Here is a 19,743-nt window from a genome sequence, read left to right as displayed (position 1 = left end):
ATGGAACTAAAATTAAAAGGATTTTTTAACAAAGCGGCCTAATAAAATTAGTCACAAAATTACTAGGAAGTCCACAATACTGAATACTGATCACTGAACACTGAATTTTTCACTCTCTTAAGTCAGTTTCTTTTCCAATTTCAACTTCAACTTCAGCTTCGAGTTCGAATTCATTTTCACTTTTCACTTTTAGTTTTTCACTTTTAAATTACCTTTGCCCTACCATGAGCCAACTGATACAGATTTCCATTTTACCCGAACAGCAAGAAGACCGTGATTTTATTTTAAAACGCGGACTCAAAAAAGCAAATCTAAAAGCTTCAGACCTCTTGGACTGGAAGATTAGAAAGCGCTCTATTGACGCACGTCAAAAACAAGTGAAGCTCAACCTTCAGCTGGAATTTTGGAAAGTAGGAGAAACCAAGAAAGACATTCCGCCATTTATTCCGCAGCAAGTGCATCAAGCCAAAGAAATTGCGATCATTGGCGCGGGACCTGCAGGTTTATATGCTGCTTTGCGTGCCATTGAAGCCGGTTTAAAACCCATCGTTTTTGAGCGCGGAAAAGACGTTCGGTCTCGGCGTAGGGATTTGGCAAAAATTAATAAGGAACACATCGTAAATCCTGAATCTAATTACTGCTTTGGGGAAGGCGGCGCAGGAACCTACTCTGACGGGAAGCTGTACACACGTTCTAAAAAACGAGGAAATGTACTCAAAGCCATGGAGTGGTTTGTGCATTTTGGCGCTGACACTGATATTCTGGTCGATGCGCATCCTCATATTGGCACCAACAAATTGCCTAAAATCATTTCTGCGATGCGAGAAGCCATTATTGAATATGGTGGAGAAATGCATTTTGACAGTAAACTCACCGATATACGCATAGAAAATCAAGAGATCAAATCTATAGAAATCAACGATAAAGAGTGGTTAGATTATAGCGAGGTGGTGTTAGCTACCGGACATTCGGCTCGAGATATTTTTCATTTGTTACATCGCAAAAATATTAAACTAGAAGCCAAAGGCTTTGCATTGGGCGTTCGGGTAGAACATCAACAACAGTTGATCAATTCGATTCAGTACCACGGGGACGATCAAAATCCTTATTTACCGCCAGCTTCTTACAGTTTGGTAGAGCAAGTGGATGGTTTAGGCGTGTATTCTTTTTGTATGTGTCCCGGCGGAATTATTGCGCCTTGCGCGACCCAGCAAGAAGAAGTGGTCACCAACGGTTGGAGTCCCAGTAAGCGGAATAATCCTTATTCCAATTCGGGGATTGTGGTAAGTGTTGCTCCCGAAGATTTACCCAACTACGAGAAGGATAATCCTTTGGTGTGTTTAGAGTTTCAGCAGCAAGTAGAAAAGGCTTGTTGGGAAGCGGCAGGAAAAACGCAGCAAGTCCCTGCCCAGCGGATGATTGATTTTGTAGAAGGGAAAATTTCTAAAGATTTCCCTAAGACTTCCTATCAACCGGGGATTGTAAGTGTAGATTTAAATGAAGTATTGCCAGAAATGATCGCCAAGCGTTTGCAAAAAGCCTTTGTGGCGTTCGGTAAAAAGATGAAAGGTTACTATACCAATGATGCGGTGCTCCACGCTCCCGAAAGTAGAACCTCCTCTCCCATTCTCATCCCTAGAAACCCCAATACTTTAGAGCATGTAGAAATTAAAGGTTTGTACCCTTGTGCAGAAGGCGCAGGGTATGCGGGCGGAATTATTTCTGCTGCCATAGACGGCATTAATTGCGTGGATAAGATTGCAGAAAAAAACATCCGACTGAGACTGAATTAAAAAAAACTTTAAATATTTTTATCACTGCTATTATATAATTCCATTGTCCTATTTTATCATCAAAATGATTTATTATAATACAAGTTTTAACTGTATCTAAAGCACACTGAAACTATAGTGAATCTACAGTGAGTCCACACTTTATCACAAAAACTGTGGTTTAACTATACATACATAATTCTTTAGCAATTAGTTAAAAACATATTTAATTACCATATCAAATAAAAGAATGGAGACATTCATAAAAATAAAGGCTTGTATCCTTGTGCAGAAGGCGCAGGTTATGCTGGCGGAATTATTTCTGCCGCTATTGATGGCATTAATTGCGTAGATAAGATTGTAGAAAAAAACGCCAAGAAATCTTGATGGTTTAGAGTAGGAATAATAAAAACTTACAAATTATACTTCACACTCGCCATCAAAATTCTAGGCTGAACAAAATACTGACTCGTGGTATTAAAGTTTTCCGTAAAGCTATCGTTGTTTAAAGATTCTACATCCAGCAAATTTGTCCCGTTTAAACGAAATTCCCAAGAGGAATCTTTTTGTTGGTAATATAAACTCGCCCCCACAAAAGAATACTCGTTGCTCACGGTGTTGGCTTTATTCGTATAATTATAGTAACTCCAATCGGCTTCAAAAGTGAATCCCTTTAAAAAGTCAACTTGCGCATTTACAAAAGGCCTGTCGGTGTAAAACGTATTGTCTCTACCTCCATTATTGTAATTGTTGATCATTCGGTTGTACCCGATTTCAAAGTTGAGCGGAATTTTAAAATTACTCTCCAAACTGGCTTGGTAGTTTTGACTGAAATTTTCTGATTCGGCGTTTTCAAATTCTGATCCGTTAGAAATAAGACTATTGAGTTTGCTATAGGAAACCGTGGCTCTTAAGTTGGCTTTAATTTTACGGAAGGTTTTTTGGAAACGCCCACTTCCGCTAAGGCTTTCATCTACAAAATTGCTATTGATAGGCGAAGAAACCTGATTGATTTGATCAAAAGTGGTAAAGGTCTTAATGGCGTCAATTTTTCGACTGTAATTAATTCCGCCAAAAATATTGGTGAAATTAAACATATTAAAATTGAAATAAGACAGGTTAACCGTATGATAAATCGCGTTTTCTAAGTCTCGATTTCCTCGAAACAGACGGTTATAGTTATTGAATACGTAGCCTTCAGCAAAATTATTTACATCGGTATATTCTGCGGTCATCTGGTAATCTAAACGGATGTTTTCACTCTCTTTTAATTCGACAATCGTAAATAAATCGGGCAATACTAAGGTTTTAGAATTGGTATCATCGATTCCGTTTTGTTGATTTTTTAAGCGGTAATGATGAAGAGTCACTCCCGGAGTAAAGGTGAACAAACCAGTCTTGAATTTATAATGCGCTCCTAAAAACAAATCCGTAAAGTTATAGCTCACCTCATTTCTCAAGTCTTCTTGCGTAAAATCATTCTGCCCTCCACCCGATAAACGCTGAAAAATAGAAGAATCAAAATTTTGATGGCTTAGGGTAGACCCCAACGTAAGATTAAGGTTGCTCTTTTTATTGATGACGTAATAGTAATCTACTTTGGCATCTAACTTATGGCTTTCTATGGTTTTTTGTTGATTCACATCAAACCCATTGGGATCGTTTTCTAAAGGTAAAATACCTGCAAATGGCTGAATTTGGACCAAGGCATTGTAAAACGGATCTTCTTTTTGGTATAAATGCTGCACATAACCCGCAAAAATATTTTTCGGGTTCAACGTGTAGTAAATATTTAAATTTTGATTGATAGAAAACGGATCGTTTTCTTTGTTCTCTTCTATGGGATTCACCACAGCTCCATTTGAAAACACCGACAAAACATCTGAATATTCTTCTTGTTTTGATTGCTTGGCGAGTACATCATAATCCAACTGAAAATTAAGATTAGGCTTATAAACTGTGCTTAATTTAATCATTCCCAAACGGTTAGTTTGTTCGCTGCGATCATCTGTAGTTTCTTCAATCCCATCCCGAACATACGTGCGCACAGATTTTTGAAGAAAATCTGTTTTATTATCGCTAAAAATTGCAAATCCGCTCACATCCCAATCGTCTTGTAACTCCTGACTAAAATTGGCAGCACCAAAAGTGGTTTCAATCTCATTGGCCCTATTGTTTTGGGTAATTAGAAACCCGAGTCCGCTATCATTAATCCTAAAATTAGTTCCTCCCCGCTGATTAATGTTGCTAAACCCACCCGTAAAATTAAAGTAATCTCTAAAGGTAAAAGGAACATCACCTGTATTATTAGCGTTTCCTATCAGGTTAATGCTGGTTTTGGGACTGTAGTAAAACAGTTTTGCGGCGGCCAAATACCGCGCTTTTTCGCCATCGCCTAAACCGCCTTCTAGCTCTCCAAACCAAAAATTCTTCTTTCCTTCTTTTAATTTAATGTTGATGGCGACGTTATCTTGATCATTCCCCAAGCCTCGCATCTGCCCCACATCATTATGATTTCTTAAAACTTCTACTTTAGAAACAGCATCGGCGGGAATGTTTTTGGTGGCGAGTTTAGAATCTCCATCAAAGAAATCTTTTCCCTCTACCATCACTTTACCCACTTTTTTCCCTTCCACTTCAATTTCTCCTTCATCGGTAACCTCAACGCCGGGAAGCTTTTTAAGCACATCGCCTAACTTGCGTTCGGTGCCATTAGTAAAAGAATCGGCGTTATACACAATGGTGTCTCCTTTAATCGTGACAGGCATTTCGTATACCAATTCAACGCCTTCCAATTCACTTTCATTAGCATATAAAATAAAATCGAGTTTTAGATCTTCGCTATCTTCAGGAATGTTAATGGTTTTTTCTGAAGGTTTTAAGCCTAAAAAGCTCGCTACCAATTTATATTCCGCTCCAGCGGAAACCCTAAAACTATATTCCCCATCAGGATTGGTAATGGCGTAATTTTCTAAGTTTCCATCGGCCGTAGTATTGGCTATAATATTGGCTAATTCTAAGGGATTGCCGAGACTATCTTTAACGCTTCCAGATATTTTTATGGATTGTGCAACTAAGCTTCCGCTGAAAAGCAACAGAAAAAGGAGGGTAATTTGTTTCATAAATTGAATAAAGTAACAAGCCTATAAGACTAAAATTAGAAAAAAACAGGAGCTGCATTTTAGAATCCTCCTCTTCTACTTTTTCCACCGCCATAGCGGTCCATCATCTCTTGGCTTTTTTCTTCGGTGATTTTAGCAAATTCTTTTCGGGTTACTTCCTCTCCGCTATCAGGCATTTCAATTTCAATTTCTTCTTTTGGGTTGAGTACTACTTTGCTACATAAAATAATGGTATTGCCTACATTCACTTCTAGAATAAGTCCGGGTAAACCGTGATAGCTATTAGGACCTTGTTTCACAGGGATTTGTGGGGTGTACCAAACGCTGATGTTTTGCGCATCTTTTAATAATTTCTCTTGCTTTTTCAGACTTACACTGTCCATTTCTTCCCCGTTTTTCTCTCTCCATTCTTTGGCTCGTTCTCGTGCTTTTTCCCACATATCATCATCGGCTTTTTTGACAGCTGTAGCTTTAAAAGCGGCATATTGGCCAATCATTTTACTTTCTTTTTCTAACTTCCACTCTACCGTTTCTAGCGTATCTTTAATAAGAAACTTCTTTCCCATCAATTCATTTTCCTGAGCGAATATATTCTTAGTAAGATTAGTATAGGTAGCCCCTTGCGAAAACATACCGCCTACCATCGCAGCAAAACCTTCATTTGATGACAAACTTTCCTCCTCCTCATAAAGCGATTCGCCTTTGGTAAAAGAAAGCGTGTAGGTTTTTTCGAGCATAGATTTCATACGCTCCATAATTTGCTCCTTCATTTGCGGTGTCATTTTTTGACCTCCAAAAGCATCTAAATCTACCGTGGTTTTAGTTTTATACGTAGCGATTCCTGCTATTTCTTGTGCCTGAACTTGCATTCCTGCCCATAAAAAAACAACACAGCTTAATTTTGTAATCCATTTTCTCATAACTAGGGATTTTTAGATTTTTATCTTTTAATAGTTTTTTATAGTAATTCTACACTTTTACAAAGAGCTAATTTATAAAGTACTCCGCACAATTTATACTCAAGCTTACTTGACAATAGCGCGTAACTGCATAAAGATATGACTCTTGAAAAGCTTTTTTGTTACAAAATTTAAATTCTTCTTAAATCTTTAACATCTTCTTCTCGTTATAATCTCTACTTTTAGAATTATAAAAAAGAAAACACTATGTCTTTATTGGGAAAAATAAAAAGCACGATGGGGCTTCTAAAAGAAGTAGATTTAAATCAACTTGCAGCCATCAACGAGAAAATAGATTTAAAAGAAGCCATGAATGCCTTGGGTAGCCTAGACGACAGGCAGCTTAAAGGCTTGATGAAAATGCTCACCACCAAAGCGAAAAAGGGACAACATCAACTCCCGCCCATAGATGGAGATTTTTATAATCTAGATCTTAAACTAACCGAAGCGCAGCGAGATATTCAATTGCAGGTGCGCAATTTTATGGAAGATGAAATACGGCCTTTGGTAAATGATCATTGGAATCGCGCTGAATTCCCGATGGAGATTATTCCTAAGTTCGCCAAACTTAACATTACTGGAATTCCTTATGAAGGTTACGGTTGTCCCAATCTTCCTTTCTTAATGGAGGGAATTATTGCACAAGAAATCGCTCGTGTTGATGTTTCGGTCTCTACCTTTTTTGGCGTACATAGCGGACTAGCTATGGGCTCCATTTACCTTTGCGGAAGCGAGGAACAAAAAGAAGAATGGCTTCCTAAAATGCAAAAATTAGAGAAAATTGGTGCCTTCGGATTAACCGAACCCAATGTAGGTTCTGCCGTTTCTCAAGGTATGGAAACCACCTGTAAATTTGATGGTGAAAATTGGATCCTTAACGGACAAAAAAAATGGATAGGAAACGCCACTTTTGCTGATGTGATTATCATTTGGGCCAAAGATGTGGACTCTCACCGTGTAAAAGGCTTTATAGTTCGTAAAGAAAATCCAGGCTTTAAAGCCGAAAAAATGGAAGATAAAATGGCGCTAAGAATTGTTCAAAACGCGCTAATCACCTTAACCGATTGTGTAGTGCCCGAAAGTGATCGTCTACAAAAAGCCGATTCTTTTAGAGATACGGCCAAAGTCTTAAAAATGACCCGTGCCGGAGTGGCTTGGCAAGCGGTAGGTTGTGCGCGTGGAGCCTACGAGAGTGCTTTAAAATACACCAAAAAAAGAGAACAATTTGGCAGACCCATCGCTTCTTACCAGTTAGTGCAAAATCATTTGGTAGAAATGCTTTCTAACCTTACCGCCATGCAAACTATGGTATTTCGTCTTTCTGAAATGCAAGATGAAGGTATTTTAACCGATGAACACGCGTCTCTAGCAAAAGTTTATTGTAGTATGCGAACCCGTGATATTGTAAGCAGAGCCCGAGAAGTTTTGGGTGGAAATGGAATCTTACTCGAACACGACGTCGCTCGTTTCGTCGCAGATGCTGAAGCAATTTACAGTTATGAAGGCACCAAAGAAATCAATACCCTCATCGTAGGAAGAGCGATTACCGGTTACAGCGCGTTTGTCAATTAAATAGTCGTGTCTCCGTAAGACAAAAGACCGCTTTATGCGCTAATAGATAATAAGACATAAAACTTAAATAGCGTATTAAAGAATAACCTGACACTACAGAAATTAAAATTATACCATTATGAAAATTGTGATGATAAGTCCTGATCATGACACCAAGGCTTGGGAAGACGCACTTTGGAATGAAAATCAAGATTTAGAAATTGAAGTTTACCCTGAAGATACCGACCGAGAAAACACCGATTTTATTCTGGCTTGGAATCCGCCCAAAGATGTTTTTAATCAATACCCCAACTTAAAAGTAGTCGCTTCTATGGGCGCGGGGATTAGACACATTACTAAAAATAAGTCGCTTAACGCGGAAGTAATCGTCACTAAAATTGAAGATGATCAACTTATTGAAGATTTACAGTATTTTGTGCTGACTAGCGTTTTAAATTACTGCCGAAACATTCCGTATTATGTGGTGCAGCAGCAGGAAAAAAATTGGAATCGCATTCCGTATAAGCAGCCTAAAGAAACACGCGTAGGTATTTTAGGCTTGGGAAATATTGGTCTTCCGGTAGCTCAAATCTTGGCTCAAAACAACTTTAACGTGAGTGGTTGGTCCAATTCTGAAAAGGAAATAGAAAATATAAAAACTTTTGCGGGTCAAGATGGCTTATCCCCATTTTTAAAAGACTTAGATGTGGTGGTTTGTTTGCTCCCGCTAACCGATGATACCGAAGAAATTTTAAACGAAGATTTATTTAACCAACTTCCCAAAGGAGCTTACCTCATCAACGTAGGACGAGGCGCGCATTTAGCAGAAAGTGATTTACTGGAAGCTTTGGATAACGAACATTTAAGCGGAGCGGCACTAGATGTTTTTCAAGACGAGCCTTTGCCAAAAGATCACCCTTTTTGGGAAAACGAGAAAATCACCATCACCCCACATACGGCGAGTGTAACCAAACCCACTGCAGTAGCGCATCAAATCACCGAAAATTACAAGCGTTTAAAAGAAGGAAAAGAGCTAAAGCATACGATTTCTAGAAACAAGGGGTATTGATTTATCGTCCTACCCGTCTAAAATAGTAGGCCTTGCTTTTGCGGTCTTTCAGAACGAAGATTTTCGGTCCGTCTTGGCTGTTTCAATTTGTTAGCTATTTTTAGAGATTAGAAATTAGGCTACATTACAACTATATTATAAACAGCGGTTTAAAACTTAAACTAACCGCAAATAATTAATAATAAGCTAAACGCATCAACTAATTTATTCTTTTATGTATTTTTAATACCGATTTAGTTACTAAATTGGGTTTAATCATCAGCTAGCACAATTACATAAAATGATGCTCTATATTACCATTGGGATTATTGCGATTGGTGTTTTTCTATTTGTAAAAGATTACTTTACGATAGATACCACCTCTATCTTGATCATGTCCCTATTTATAATTTCGGGGGTTTTGAGTCCGGAAGAAGGTTTTGCGGGTTTTAATCACCCCGCGACGATTACCTTGGGTTGTATGTTTGTGATTAGCGCCGCCATCTTTAAAACAGGGTTAATTGATGGATTGAGCAGTAAAATCATTCGAATAGCGAAGCTTAATTATGTCGCTGCTTTAATGGTTTTTTGTTTGACTGCAGCCGTATTTTCGGCCTTCATCAATGACACGGCGGTGGTGGCGATTCTTATTCCTATGGCCTTATTGGTGTGTAGAGAAACGGGAATAGCTCCGTCGAGGTTATTGATTCCTATATCTTTTTCGGCTTTATTTGGCGGCACTTGTACGCTTATAGGAACTTCCACCAATATTTTGGTAAGCAGTTACGCCAAAGAAAGCGGCTTGGAACCCTTCGGGATGTTCGAATTTTCTTTAGCTGCTTTATGCTTGTCGGTTATTGGATTCGTCTATATGTTTTTTGTCGCGCCTATTTTACTTCCGAAGAGACAATCTAAGGAATTACTGCTTAAAGCGGAAGCCGAAAAGTACATCGCCGAAATTGAACTCAAAGATGTTAATGATGATGTAGATGTAAGCATTGCAAAATCGCGTTTGGTAAGAAAGTTTGATGCTCAAATTTTAAGTATCAAACGCAAGCATACGTTGGTGTATGAAATCAATGGAGAAACGGTGCTTCGTCAAGGCGATAAAATTAAAATTCTCATTGATCCCGCTAATTTGGCAAAGCTTCAAGAAATTGAAAGTTATTATCTTATTGGCGATCAAAGCATTTTAGACGACCACACCGAAAAGAAAATTTATGAGGTATTGATTCCGTATGGATCGGTGTTGGCAGGAAAAAATTTAAAAGAACTCAATTTTAGAAATCAATATTATGCTTCTGTATTGGCGGTAAGACAGCGCAAGGAAATTACCACCAATGATGTTTCTCATATCAAATTAAGAGAAGGAGATTTACTGTTATTATTCGCTTCCACCAAAAGTTTAAATGCACTGACCGCAGAAAAATTAATGATCACCTTATCGGAATATCAAGGAACACGATTCAGTTTAAAAAGAGCCATTCCTACGCTATTGATATTGATTGGTGTTATTTTGGCCGCGGCACTTAATATTACTTCTATCTTGATGAGCGCCTTGGTAGGAAGTTTGCTTATTGTGACCACCACTTTAATGACTCCCAAAGAAGCTTATGAAGCCATTGAGTGGAAAGTGATTTTTATGATGGCGGGAGTACTCTCTATGGGAAAAGCCTTAGAGAAAACAGGCGGTTCTGACATAATTTCGGCTTATATTTATGAAAGTTTAGGAAGTTTGGATCCTAGAATTACCTTAAGTACTATTTTTTTAGTTACCTTTTTGTCTACCAATGTATTGTCGAGCAAAGCTGCAGCAGCATTAATGACACCCATTGTAATTAGTTTGGCTGGAGCGATGCAATTAAGCGAAAAACCATTTTTAATTGCCGTTATGTTTGCATGCTCCTTAACCTTTATGACGCCTGTGAGCTACCCCACCAACACGATGGTTTATGCTCCTGGTAACTATAAATTTAATGATTTTTTAAAAATAGGAACGCCGCTTAATTTTATTATTTGGATTGCCGCTTCCTTTATTATTCCATTTTTTTTCCCCTTTTAAACTATGAAAAGAGTAAAATTACATAACCCGTTTAAACCTAGAATCACCAATGAAAAGAACCTTAGGGAGCATTTGGCGTTGGAGAGAACTAAGCTCGCCAATGAAAGAACTTTGCTCGCATACATTCGGGCTTCTTTGTATTTATTGGTGGGTGGAACTGCCTTATTACAACTCGAAAACCAAGAAAATATGCACATTATTGGCTACCTCGCTCTTTTTATATGTGTCTTATTTATCATTATTGGGATTGGCAGGTATATTGCTTTAGAGAAAAGACTTAAAGATTTATTATTACCCGATGAGGATGATATAGAAAATCCCTAAAACAAATGCTACAACACTTTGTACACTACGCTCTTCACTTTGTGGTCATTGGTTTTATCGCTTATCTTTTCGATAAAAAAAACTGGAAGAAATACTACCTTGTTCTTCTGGCAACGATGATTATAGATGTAGACCACTTATGGGCAAATCCTATTTTTGATCCTGATCGTTGTTCTATTAATTTTCACACCTTTCATACCTATATTGCGGCAGCTATTTATTTGGTTTTGCTGTTCTTAATCAAGAATAAAATGCTTAAAGTATTCTTTTTCGGACTTCTTTTTCATTTATTTACCGATGCCTTCGACTGTTTATGGTCTAATACCTATTAAGCTTTAAAACGAAACCTATAAATCGTTTATTTTCCACTTAGTCTTCCATTAGAATAGATCCGTAGCTAGGCTATGCTTAGGTTTTTAACCTCGATTAAATAAAAACTAATTCAACTTATTTACATCTCCTTTTAAAAGCTAATGGGTATAATTCTTGGGAGTTGGAGGTTTTATTGTAACTTTAAACTATGCTTTTAAGATTCTCTTTTATCATTTTTCTGATTTGTTCTGTTGCGCAGAGCAGAGCCCAAGAGCTTACGGCTCAATTGATTTCTGAAAAGCCTTTAACTGCGGAAGAATTTATAGGCGTTGATGAATATGGAAACACCTACCAACAAACGAAAAACGTTTTTTATAAACTCGAAAAGGAAAAGAAATTCCAGTTTAGTGATATTCAATTAGGCAAAATCACTTCCGTAGATATTATGAATCCTTTACGGATTACTTTATTCTATCGCGATATGAATACCGTGGTTGTTTTAGACAATCGTTTAAACGAAATCACCCGCGTCAATTTTAATAATCTCGCTAATTTTAGAACCGTTCTTTTTGCCACCACAGCCAAAAACAATAGCTTTTGGATTTTCAATTCAGATTTGCAACAACTAGAGCTTTTTGATTATCAAAATCAAAAGATAATAAGTCACTCGCAGCCCATTAATGAAACCGTCTACGATTTAAAAACCAATTTTAACTTTGCTTGGATACAATTAGAGAGTAAGATAGAGATGTATAATGTGTATGGCAGTTTTATACAAGAATTTGATATTTCTAAAACAACTTCCTTTCAAGTGAGTGATCAAAAGATGCTTACAAAAAATGAAGAGGGCTTTAGGCTTCTGAAATCTATGCCAGGAAAATTTTTAAATCTGAGTATTTCTGAAAATGACGTCAAAGAATTTTACTTAAATAACGAAAACCTTTATATTTACAACGGTAAAGACGTAAAACATTACCTTATCAACTGATCAAAATAAATCTTATGCATGTAGCTATTGCCGGAAACATAGGAGCCGGAAAAACAACGCTGACCAAACTTTTGGCTAAACATTATAAATGGGAACCTCAATTTGAGGATGTACTCGAGAACCCCTATTTGGAAGACTTCTACAATAAAATGGAACGCTGGTCTTTTAACCTTCAGGTTTATTTTTTAAACTCTAGGTTTCGCCAAATTCTAGAAATCCGCGAAAGCGGAAAAAACATTATACAGGACCGTACCATATACGAAGACGCTTTTATATTTGCGCCCAATTTACACGCGATGGGATTGATGTCTAATAGGGATTTTAAGAACTACTCTTCTCTTTTTGATTTGATGGAAAGTGTTACTACGGGACCCGATTTATTGATTTATTTAAGAAGTAGCATTCCTAATTTGGTGGCTCAAATTCATAGCCGAGGTAGAGATTATGAAAACACCATCTCTATTGATTATTTAAGTAGGCTTAACGAGCGTTATGAAGCTTGGATTGCTACTTACAACAAAGGAAACTTATTGATTATTGATGTGGATAATATTAATTTTGTGGATAACCCAGAAGATTTAGGAGAGATTATCAACAAAATTGACGCTCAAATAAACGGACTATTTTAAAAAACGTATGAGATGGAATCGACAAAATTGAAAAGGCCCAAACACAAAGGATCCCCAAAATTATTCGACAATCCCATTCTAGAGAAGTTAACGCATACGCATATTTCTATGCCTCTCATCATATTTTCGGTCATTGCAGCCGCTCTTATTTATTACGGAATTATCGAAAAAGGCTTTACAGCTCCTTCCATGCTATTGCTGTTTGTTGGCGGCTTATTGTTTTTCACGTTGATGGAGTATTTGATGCACCGTTTTTTGTATCACATTCCCGCCACCACCCAGCGTAAAAAGAAAATTTCTTATACCATGCATGGGGTGCATCACGATTACCCTAAAGACAAGTCTAGGCTCGCGATGCCGCCATTATTAAGTTTAATTGTGGCTAGTGTGTTTTTTATTATCTACCGCAGCATCTTAGGCGATTATGCATTTGGTTTCTTGGCAGGTTTTCTCATGGGATATGCCGGTTACTTGGCGGTACATTATTCGGTGCACGCGTTTAGAGTGCCCAATAATTTTTTAAAGATCTTATGGCATCACCACAGCATTCATCACTATAGGGAACCCGATAGGGCTTTTGGAGTTTCTTCTCCGTTTTGGGATGTGATTTTTACTACCATGCCTAGAAAAGACGTCAAAAATAAACATCAAGAAACCAATGTGTTTATTGACCCAGAAAATAGTTAGTGATTAGATTAGTTTGCAAAAAAAATTCAATTAATCAGAACATTAAATTCTACTCTAGTTTTTAATAAAACAGGTGACAGTCACTTAACGTTTCTTTAGCCAGAAAGACCACAAATAAACGTCTTGTTAACCGCCTGCCTACCGGTAGAGAAAATTGGTTTTTTGTAGATTAATCACTACGAGGATAAATTAATTTCGACTTGATTATATAGTTACAGAAGCTGAATAGAGATGCTACCCCGTTTATGTTAAAAGTGTATATTTGAGTTGATATAACGAGTTGCCAGCAAGCTAAAAAAACATTTACTACCAACTAAAATCTATGAAAAATATAAAAGAAATTTCAGAGAGTATAAGAAGTAAAGGTTTAGACCCATATAATCTTACAAACTTGTTAAGCGAAATAAAAGAACAACCAAAGGAATATGACAAAGATGAAATAATAGACTATCTCGCATCCAATAGGAATTTTGACTACCACTCTACCCAAAATGATATTTCTTGGCTGATGGCTGAAATTGGAAGATCGTATAAACCAAAAGATGTAATTGATTTGTGTTGTGGATTAGGGAACATTTTGTTTCACATAGATTATTGTTGTTCCCAAGGTTATGAAATTAATGAAAATATTGTAGATATAGCCAATTTCATTTCACCTGATTTGAATGTCAAAAATATAAATAGCGTTGAACATAATTACAAAAAAAAATACGACGCTATAATTTCGCATTTTCCCTATGGTAGAACTCAAATAGATGGAAGAAAAGATGATTTTGAGAACGTCTTCATAAAATTATCAATGAATTTATTAAATGCTAAAGGTGTTTTAATTTGTTTAGTGCCTGAAAGACTACTTTTCAGTACTAATCTGGAAAAGTTTAGAGATGCAGTTATAAGTCAAAACCACTTAAAAAGTATTATTTCTTTACCATCAGGGCATTTTCAAAAAACTGGTATTAAAACATCAATAGTAGTTATTGAAAAAAATGTAAAAAATGATAAAACCCATTTTATTCCATATTCTAATTCCGATGAGACGTTAAGTAATTTTAATAACGGAAAAAATGGATTTTTTATTGAAAAGAAACTTTTACATAAAAGATGGGATACTAACTTTCATCATCCAAAGCATTTAGAATTAGACAATATTTTAAATAGCGAAGAAACAAAATCAATTAATGAGTTGTCGAAAGTCATTATTGGATATAACAGAAAATTAGATAAAAAAGATAGTGGCGATTATCAACTATTACATCCAAAAAATATAAAAGATGGACTATTAACTATCTATGATAATTCGAAATTTATTGATAAGGCAGATTTGGAAAAAAGAACTAATACTATTTTACAAGAAGGCGATATAGTAATCCCGAGAATATACAGCGATTTTAAAAAATTATATATTCACAATAAAAATGCAAAACCATCTGTAGCAGGACCTCATTTATTTATTCTTCGCTCAAAAAACAATGAATATTTAAAAACATATTTGACCACGATAGAAGGTAGAGAGTTGTTTAATCAGCAAATTCAAAAAAACATCAAAAGTGTTGCTATGCCTTTAATATCCGTAAGCGATATCAAAAATTTTCAAATACCTATTTTAGATACACGTCTTCTAACAAAAGACAATCTTGAGTTTTTGACAGAAAAAGAATTAAAGGAAATAAAGACTAAACTACAAACTAGTAATCAATTAAATTCTGAACTTCAGAAAGAAAATCTAAACTTAAAAGCCAAGGTTTCATTCAGTAATGAAATCATAGTAAAACTTGATTTACTTATTGATAAAACGAACACCATTGACAAAAAAATTGATACTGTATTAGATGAAATTATAAGTTTGACTAATGATTTTAAAAAGATTAAAAGCCTTCCAAGAAACGAGGAAAGTAAAATTTTGAGAATGCAAATTCAATTAGATGAAAAACTCAATTTATTAGTCAAAGAAAAAACAGGCATAAAGAGTTACATCAATGAAGTAAAATTATGGTTTACTTTATGGGATTTATTAGAACCTGAAAGCAAAAAATTCATTCCGCAAGCGGAGTACTTATTAGACCAAATCAATGAATTAGAGGACGCTGATTATTCCCCTTTTATTATTCAATATAGTCGAGCATTGGAAAACGAAATTTTAATAAAATTATTCAACTCTTACCACGAGTTTCTAATAAATGAAAAAATTGATAGGGATAATTTAACTGCTAATGAGTTTAGCAACAGCAAAACAGTTTCTTTTGCAAAAGCTATAAAGAAAGATGACCGGAAATATACCTTTGGCACAATGAACTTTATTATCGGTTTGCTAAAGAAGGATGGAAACACACTTTCCCAAAGTAAACTTTTACAGAACTTTAAAGAATACGTAAATAAGTATTTTGAAAGTAATATTTTAGAGAAAATCTATATGAAAAAATTGAATACAATAGTTAGCGAATATCGAAATAAGGCAGCACACCCGAACATAATAAATGCGGAATCGGCAATGGAGTTTCACGAATTAATAAAAGAAAGTATTATTGAGTTTATCGAAGGATATCGCGAAAAGCCAGCTGGCAATCGAGTAGACGGGTGACGACCTAACGGTCGCCACTGCGCCTCTCACACCACCGTACATACGGGTCTCGTATACGGCGGTTCACAATCCATCTTTCCAATCGCTCTTTACACCAATTGAAACTATTCTGTACTTTCTCAAAAGGTTACAGATTTTCTTGGGAATCGGTCACCCAATTAGCGAAAATCAATGCTCCCCCTCTAATTTCCAAAAGGATTGCGTTCAGTTCTTCCCCATTTGTGAGACCTATGCAGTTTGCTGCACCTCGTTTCCAGTGGGTACTATGACTTCTGCTGACTTCTCTGCTATACCAACTCGTGGTTATAGAGACCTCCCCAGGTAATGACATCTTCTTTCCCTCGATTCCTGCCGTATCTACATAAATGCACTTTTGGTATTCTTTGGGCGTTACAATGATGCGTTGCACTGAGCTCAGTCGAAGTGTGGTTGCTTATCCGCGCATAAATGCCTCATATACGGTTTCTGCTTGGTTTATCCTGAGCAAAGCCGAAGGGTCAGTAACGAGATTTGTAGTCCTGCTTCCTTCAGTCCTATCTTCACAGATAGCAACCTTGCAGCTTACTAATGGTTCAAAGAGCCTGTACTGAGCGCAGCCGATGGGCTACTCCGGTCATAAGGGACCTGTCTGTCCGGTAGGCAGGCTTGCACCCTCTAAATTAATTAGTTACCTTTCGGTAAATAAAAGATACCCATGCTGGGCACACACACTGTCTAAAAAAAATAGGGCGGGCAGTTGCTAAACTCAATGGTTCAGGCATATTTACGAGGTCGCCAAATCTTTTGATTTGGCTTTAAATCAAAAAGATAAAACAAAATGCAAAAGATTTGGCTTGTGAATAATCCGAAGGGTAATTGCTTATTTACAGCTCTACTTCTTTTATATTAAACGTTGTACCTCATTCCGAATGACATCTGAAATAATAAATAAATGCTATGAAAACTACTTGAATATTGATTTAAAGTCAATTCATTTCGAGATGAATTCATATTCAGAATATCACACAAATAACGGCACTAAATTAGAAATTAAAGATTTAGATATTGTTAATCATCCAATTGGGTTTACTGACGATTCAAATGAAATTTATAGATTAATTAATTTTGATAATAAAAACTATCTAATCAGCAATTCAAGATGCTATCCTTGTTCTAGAGTTTATGAAAATATAGATGGATATAGATGGGTAGACGTCTTAATAATTCCAAATGGTCAGAAAATAAATATATTAAATAAAAATTCATCAGTCAGATATAGTTTTTACACACTAAAGCTATTTGAATACTTAAAATCATTTGATGATATAATAAAATTTGACAAACTCTATTTTGAAACTTTTTCAGAAAATGATTGGTTTAGCATCTTGGAAAGAATTCAATTTCTTGTTAGGTCGGAAGCAAAACCAAATGAAATTTTAGATGCTTTTCAGAAATTAAAAATGCTTAATCCGTTTCAATTAAGCATTATATCGATAACAGATGGCATAAGTATTAATAAAAAAGACATACAAAATTATCTACTTAATAATAACACTATACCTCTTTCAATACCATATATTTCAAATCCTTCTTTTAAGTTTAAAATTTCAGATAGTACAAATGAAATACTCGAAACAGAAGATTTTTTAGATTTTATAAGTTCATTAACTAATGAAGAAGTTAAAGATTTTTTTGAATTAAATTTTCTTGAAGATTCTTTAAAAACAGATAATATATATCCTGAATTCAAACTTGATATTTTAGGTATTAAAATTTTGAAAAGATTGGAAAAAGAAGGTTTTAATGGTAATGTTGCGAACAATGTCCGAAATAGAATGAGTTCAGTTAATATATCAGAAAAACTTATTCGTGAATATTATAAGAGAATAAAAAGAAACTTAAGGTCTATTGAAAATAAAATTAGGAATAAAAAAGGATTTAATATTGTCGGAAGTCTTTATAATGAGAGTTTACTTTATAATTTAATTCAAAATGCTTTTCCAAATTACGAAGTAATTACACAATATAGTCCAGATTGGTTAGGGAGACAAAGAATTGATATATTTATTGAGGAACTAAATCTTGCTATCGAATATAATGGAAAACAACATTATGAACCTGTAACATATTTTGGAGGAAAAGAAGGTTTTTTAAAAACCGTTGAAAGAGATAAAATGAAAAAGAAAAAGTGTAAAAGAAATGGATGTGAATTGATTGAAGTAAAATATGATGAAGGTTTACAAGAAACAGTTGAAATAATAAAAACGAGGTACAGTCGAGTAGGTAAAAGGTAATTTCACCCCTAAACCTCTCACAGAATCCTACGTGAACCCCTCAATTCATACGGCTCTTATTATACAGTCTATTTAATCTATTTATTTAGACCATATCGACTTTGTTTGTTCTTTAAAAATCATCTTTACATTTTAAGTTGTTCTTAAATCAAAACTGTATAATTGAAGTCCTTCGCTCCGCTCCCATTACAGGAATTTCATCATTACTACAACTTCATTCGTCAGCTATGTGCTCATCAGTAATCGACTTACAGGTACTTCCTGCTTGTGTTTTCCTTTTAGCATAGCACATAAGCTTCCTAGCTGGTAAGGCCCAACAAGAACACCTTGTTAACCGCCTGCCTGCCGATAGAGAGAATTGGCTTTTTGTCGGTTAGTTACTATAAGGACGGCTTAATTTCAATTTCGTTGCATATGTTACCCTGTGCATATTTATGTTAAAAGTGTATATTTGAATTGATATAACTAGTTGGGCATAATTTAAACAATTCTCCGACCCATATTAATAGAACTATGACTGAAAAATTAGAAAACTGTCCAAATTGCAACGCTGATTTAAAAAACACATTACTTAAAAAAAACGAATTAATAAGTATAAATAAAACTAAAGTAATCAATGAATATATTGATAAAAAATCTTCTGCTCATTGTACAAAGTGTGGTAATAAAATTTATTTTGAATTCAAAATAAAGCTGGAAAATGAAAAAGTATCAATTAGAAAAAAGTTAAATGATATTATAAATCACATACCTGTAGTTACAACGCATTCACCTTTAAGCTGGAATTATAAAGTTTTAGAAATGGTTACGGGTCAATCATCTACTGGAACAGGATTTCTTACTGAGTTTACATCATCATTTACAGATTTGTTTGGCACACAATCAGGAAGACATAATCAAAAAATCAAAGCAGGAGAACAAATATGTTTTGCTCAACTTAGAAAACAAGCACTAGATTTAGGAGGAAATGCTGTAATTGCTACAGATATTGATTATTCTGAAATAGGGTCTGGTAAAGGAATATTAATGGTATGTATGTCAGGAACTGCAATTTTACTGGAAAACACTGAGATACTAGGCTCTAAAAAAGAAAACGCTATAAAAGAGTATCATCAATTAAATTCACGATTAGATTATTTGAACAAATTTACGTTAGAGGAGTTCTAAAAAAATATGCCCAACACCGCATATAATAAATAGCTGCGTCTTTTATAAACCTAAAATTTTGGTATATTTGGTTAATCGCCAAATCTTTTGATTTGACGATTTAGGAAAAAAAGATAAACGCAAAATGCAAAAGATTCGGCTTGTTTGTCAATTGAAAATTAAGTCATAACTACACGCTACTTGCGATATACAAAACCGTCAGACTGTCTAATAACTTTTAGTATTTATCATAAGAGTTTCATGGTCATCTTTTTACTTTTTCGTATATTCA

General features: G+C 35.4%; 15 protein-coding genes. 12 read left to right on the top strand and 3 right to left on the bottom strand.

Going from position 1 to position 19,743, the window contains the following annotated elements:
* Positions 1-224: 224 nt before the first annotated feature.
* Positions 225-1,793 carry an NAD(P)/FAD-dependent oxidoreductase gene (locus RBU60_RS12860; protein WP_308865457.1) on the top strand — a complete coding sequence of 523 codons (1,569 nt, stop codon included), beginning with the start codon at positions 225-227 and terminating at the stop codon, positions 1,791-1,793.
* A 392-nt stretch (positions 1,794-2,185) separates the two neighbouring features.
* On the opposite strand, the gene RBU60_RS12855 is transcribed toward RBU60_RS12860, so the two are convergent.
* Entirely contained in the window at positions 2,186-4,894 is a 2,709-nt protein-coding gene (locus RBU60_RS12855; RefSeq protein WP_308865456.1) for a TonB-dependent receptor, read from the bottom strand.
* A 59-nt stretch (positions 4,895-4,953) separates the two neighbouring features.
* Complete coding sequence (locus RBU60_RS12850; protein ID WP_308865455.1) at positions 4,954-5,814, bottom strand: GLPGLI family protein; 861 nt, start codon at positions 5,812-5,814, stop codon at positions 4,954-4,956.
* A 246-nt stretch (positions 5,815-6,060) separates the two neighbouring features.
* Here RBU60_RS12850 and RBU60_RS12845 point away from each other — a divergent pair, with 246 nt between their 5' ends.
* The 9 genes from RBU60_RS12845 to RBU60_RS12805 all read left to right on the top strand — a co-directional run bounded on the left by RBU60_RS12845 (position 6,061) and on the right by RBU60_RS12805 (position 16,032).
* The gene (locus tag RBU60_RS12845; RefSeq protein WP_308865454.1) at positions 6,061-7,425 is read left to right on the top strand and encodes an acyl-CoA dehydrogenase family protein; all 1,365 of its coding nucleotides are present in this window, start codon (positions 6,061-6,063) and stop codon (positions 7,423-7,425) included.
* Positions 7,426-7,543: 118 nt separating this feature from the next.
* Positions 7,544-8,473: a 2-hydroxyacid dehydrogenase gene (locus tag RBU60_RS12840; RefSeq protein ID WP_308865453.1), complete on the top strand. Its 930-nt coding sequence runs from the start codon at positions 7,544-7,546 to the stop codon at positions 8,471-8,473.
* 280 nt (positions 8,474-8,753) lie between these two features.
* Complete coding sequence (locus RBU60_RS12835; protein ID WP_308865452.1) at positions 8,754-10,514, top strand: SLC13 family permease; 1,761 nt, start codon at positions 8,754-8,756, stop codon at positions 10,512-10,514.
* Between the two features lie 3 nt (positions 10,515-10,517).
* Positions 10,518-10,838, top strand: coding sequence for a DUF202 domain-containing protein (locus RBU60_RS12830; RefSeq protein ID WP_308865451.1), 321 nt, complete (start codon positions 10,518-10,520; stop codon positions 10,836-10,838).
* Between the two features lie 5 nt (positions 10,839-10,843).
* Positions 10,844-11,170 (top strand): DUF6122 family protein, encoded by a 327-nt coding sequence (locus RBU60_RS12825; RefSeq protein WP_308865450.1) that lies wholly within the window; start codon positions 10,844-10,846, stop codon positions 11,168-11,170.
* Positions 11,171-11,358: 188 nt separating this feature from the next.
* Entirely contained in the window at positions 11,359-12,138 is a 780-nt protein-coding gene (locus RBU60_RS12820) for a hypothetical protein (RefSeq protein ID WP_308865449.1), read from the top strand.
* A gap of 14 nt (positions 12,139-12,152) precedes the next feature.
* The gene (locus RBU60_RS12815; protein ID WP_308865448.1) at positions 12,153-12,767 is read left to right on the top strand and encodes a deoxynucleoside kinase; all 615 of its coding nucleotides are present in this window, start codon (positions 12,153-12,155) and stop codon (positions 12,765-12,767) included.
* Between the two features lie 12 nt (positions 12,768-12,779).
* Positions 12,780-13,454, top strand: coding sequence for a sterol desaturase family protein (locus RBU60_RS12810; RefSeq protein WP_308865447.1), 675 nt, complete (start codon positions 12,780-12,782; stop codon positions 13,452-13,454).
* A gap of 322 nt (positions 13,455-13,776) precedes the next feature.
* Positions 13,777-16,032 carry an N-6 DNA methylase gene (locus RBU60_RS12805; protein WP_308865446.1) on the top strand — a complete coding sequence of 752 codons (2,256 nt, stop codon included), beginning with the start codon at positions 13,777-13,779 and terminating at the stop codon, positions 16,030-16,032.
* Between the two features lie 127 nt (positions 16,033-16,159).
* Here RBU60_RS12805 and RBU60_RS12800 read toward each other — a convergent pair whose 3' ends face one another.
* Complete coding sequence (locus RBU60_RS12800) at positions 16,160-16,441, bottom strand: hypothetical protein (protein ID WP_308865445.1); 282 nt, start codon at positions 16,439-16,441, stop codon at positions 16,160-16,162.
* A gap of 571 nt (positions 16,442-17,012) precedes the next feature.
* On the opposite strand from RBU60_RS12800, the gene RBU60_RS12795 reads away from it, so the two are divergent.
* Together RBU60_RS12795 and RBU60_RS12790 are read left to right on the top strand one after the other, a co-directional pair.
* Positions 17,013-18,305 (top strand): hypothetical protein, encoded by a 1,293-nt coding sequence (locus RBU60_RS12795; protein WP_308865444.1) that lies wholly within the window; start codon positions 17,013-17,015, stop codon positions 18,303-18,305.
* Positions 18,306-18,818: 513 nt separating this feature from the next.
* Positions 18,819-19,472 carry a heavy metal-binding domain-containing protein gene (locus tag RBU60_RS12790; protein ID WP_308865443.1) on the top strand — a complete coding sequence of 218 codons (654 nt, stop codon included), beginning with the start codon at positions 18,819-18,821 and terminating at the stop codon, positions 19,470-19,472.
* Positions 19,473-19,743: the final 271 nt, after the last annotated feature.

The organism is Mesonia profundi (assembly GCF_031085155.1).
GTDB classification, from domain to species: Bacteria; Bacteroidota; Bacteroidia; order Flavobacteriales; family Flavobacteriaceae; genus Mesonia; species Mesonia profundi.
This window is presented reverse-complemented; position numbering and strand designations above follow the sequence as displayed.

What these genes read in the sequence shown, in the direction of transcription:
- RBU60_RS12860 (WP_308865457.1), top strand. Translation starts at nt 225, where the DNA reads ATGAGCCAACTGATACAGATTTCCATTTTACCCGAACAGCAAGAAGAC.
- RBU60_RS12855 (WP_308865456.1), bottom strand. Translation starts at nt 4,894, where the DNA reads ATGAAACAAATTACCCTCCTTTTTCTGTTGCTTTTCAGCGGAAGCTTA.
- RBU60_RS12850 (WP_308865455.1), bottom strand. Translation starts at nt 5,814, where the DNA reads ATGAGAAAATGGATTACAAAATTAAGCTGTGTTGTTTTTTTATGGGCA.
- RBU60_RS12845 (WP_308865454.1), top strand. Translation starts at nt 6,061, where the DNA reads ATGTCTTTATTGGGAAAAATAAAAAGCACGATGGGGCTTCTAAAAGAA.
- RBU60_RS12840 (WP_308865453.1), top strand. Translation starts at nt 7,544, where the DNA reads ATGAAAATTGTGATGATAAGTCCTGATCATGACACCAAGGCTTGGGAA.
- RBU60_RS12835 (WP_308865452.1), top strand. Translation starts at nt 8,754, where the DNA reads ATGATGCTCTATATTACCATTGGGATTATTGCGATTGGTGTTTTTCTA.
- RBU60_RS12830 (WP_308865451.1), top strand. Translation starts at nt 10,518, where the DNA reads ATGAAAAGAGTAAAATTACATAACCCGTTTAAACCTAGAATCACCAAT.
- RBU60_RS12825 (WP_308865450.1), top strand. Translation starts at nt 10,844, where the DNA reads ATGCTACAACACTTTGTACACTACGCTCTTCACTTTGTGGTCATTGGT.
- RBU60_RS12820 (WP_308865449.1), top strand. Translation starts at nt 11,359, where the DNA reads ATGCTTTTAAGATTCTCTTTTATCATTTTTCTGATTTGTTCTGTTGCG.
- RBU60_RS12815 (WP_308865448.1), top strand. Translation starts at nt 12,153, where the DNA reads ATGCATGTAGCTATTGCCGGAAACATAGGAGCCGGAAAAACAACGCTG.
- RBU60_RS12810 (WP_308865447.1), top strand. Translation starts at nt 12,780, where the DNA reads ATGGAATCGACAAAATTGAAAAGGCCCAAACACAAAGGATCCCCAAAA.
- RBU60_RS12805 (WP_308865446.1), top strand. Translation starts at nt 13,777, where the DNA reads ATGAAAAATATAAAAGAAATTTCAGAGAGTATAAGAAGTAAAGGTTTA.
- RBU60_RS12795 (WP_308865444.1), top strand. Translation starts at nt 17,013, where the DNA reads ATGAATTCATATTCAGAATATCACACAAATAACGGCACTAAATTAGAA.
- RBU60_RS12790 (WP_308865443.1), top strand. Translation starts at nt 18,819, where the DNA reads ATGACTGAAAAATTAGAAAACTGTCCAAATTGCAACGCTGATTTAAAA.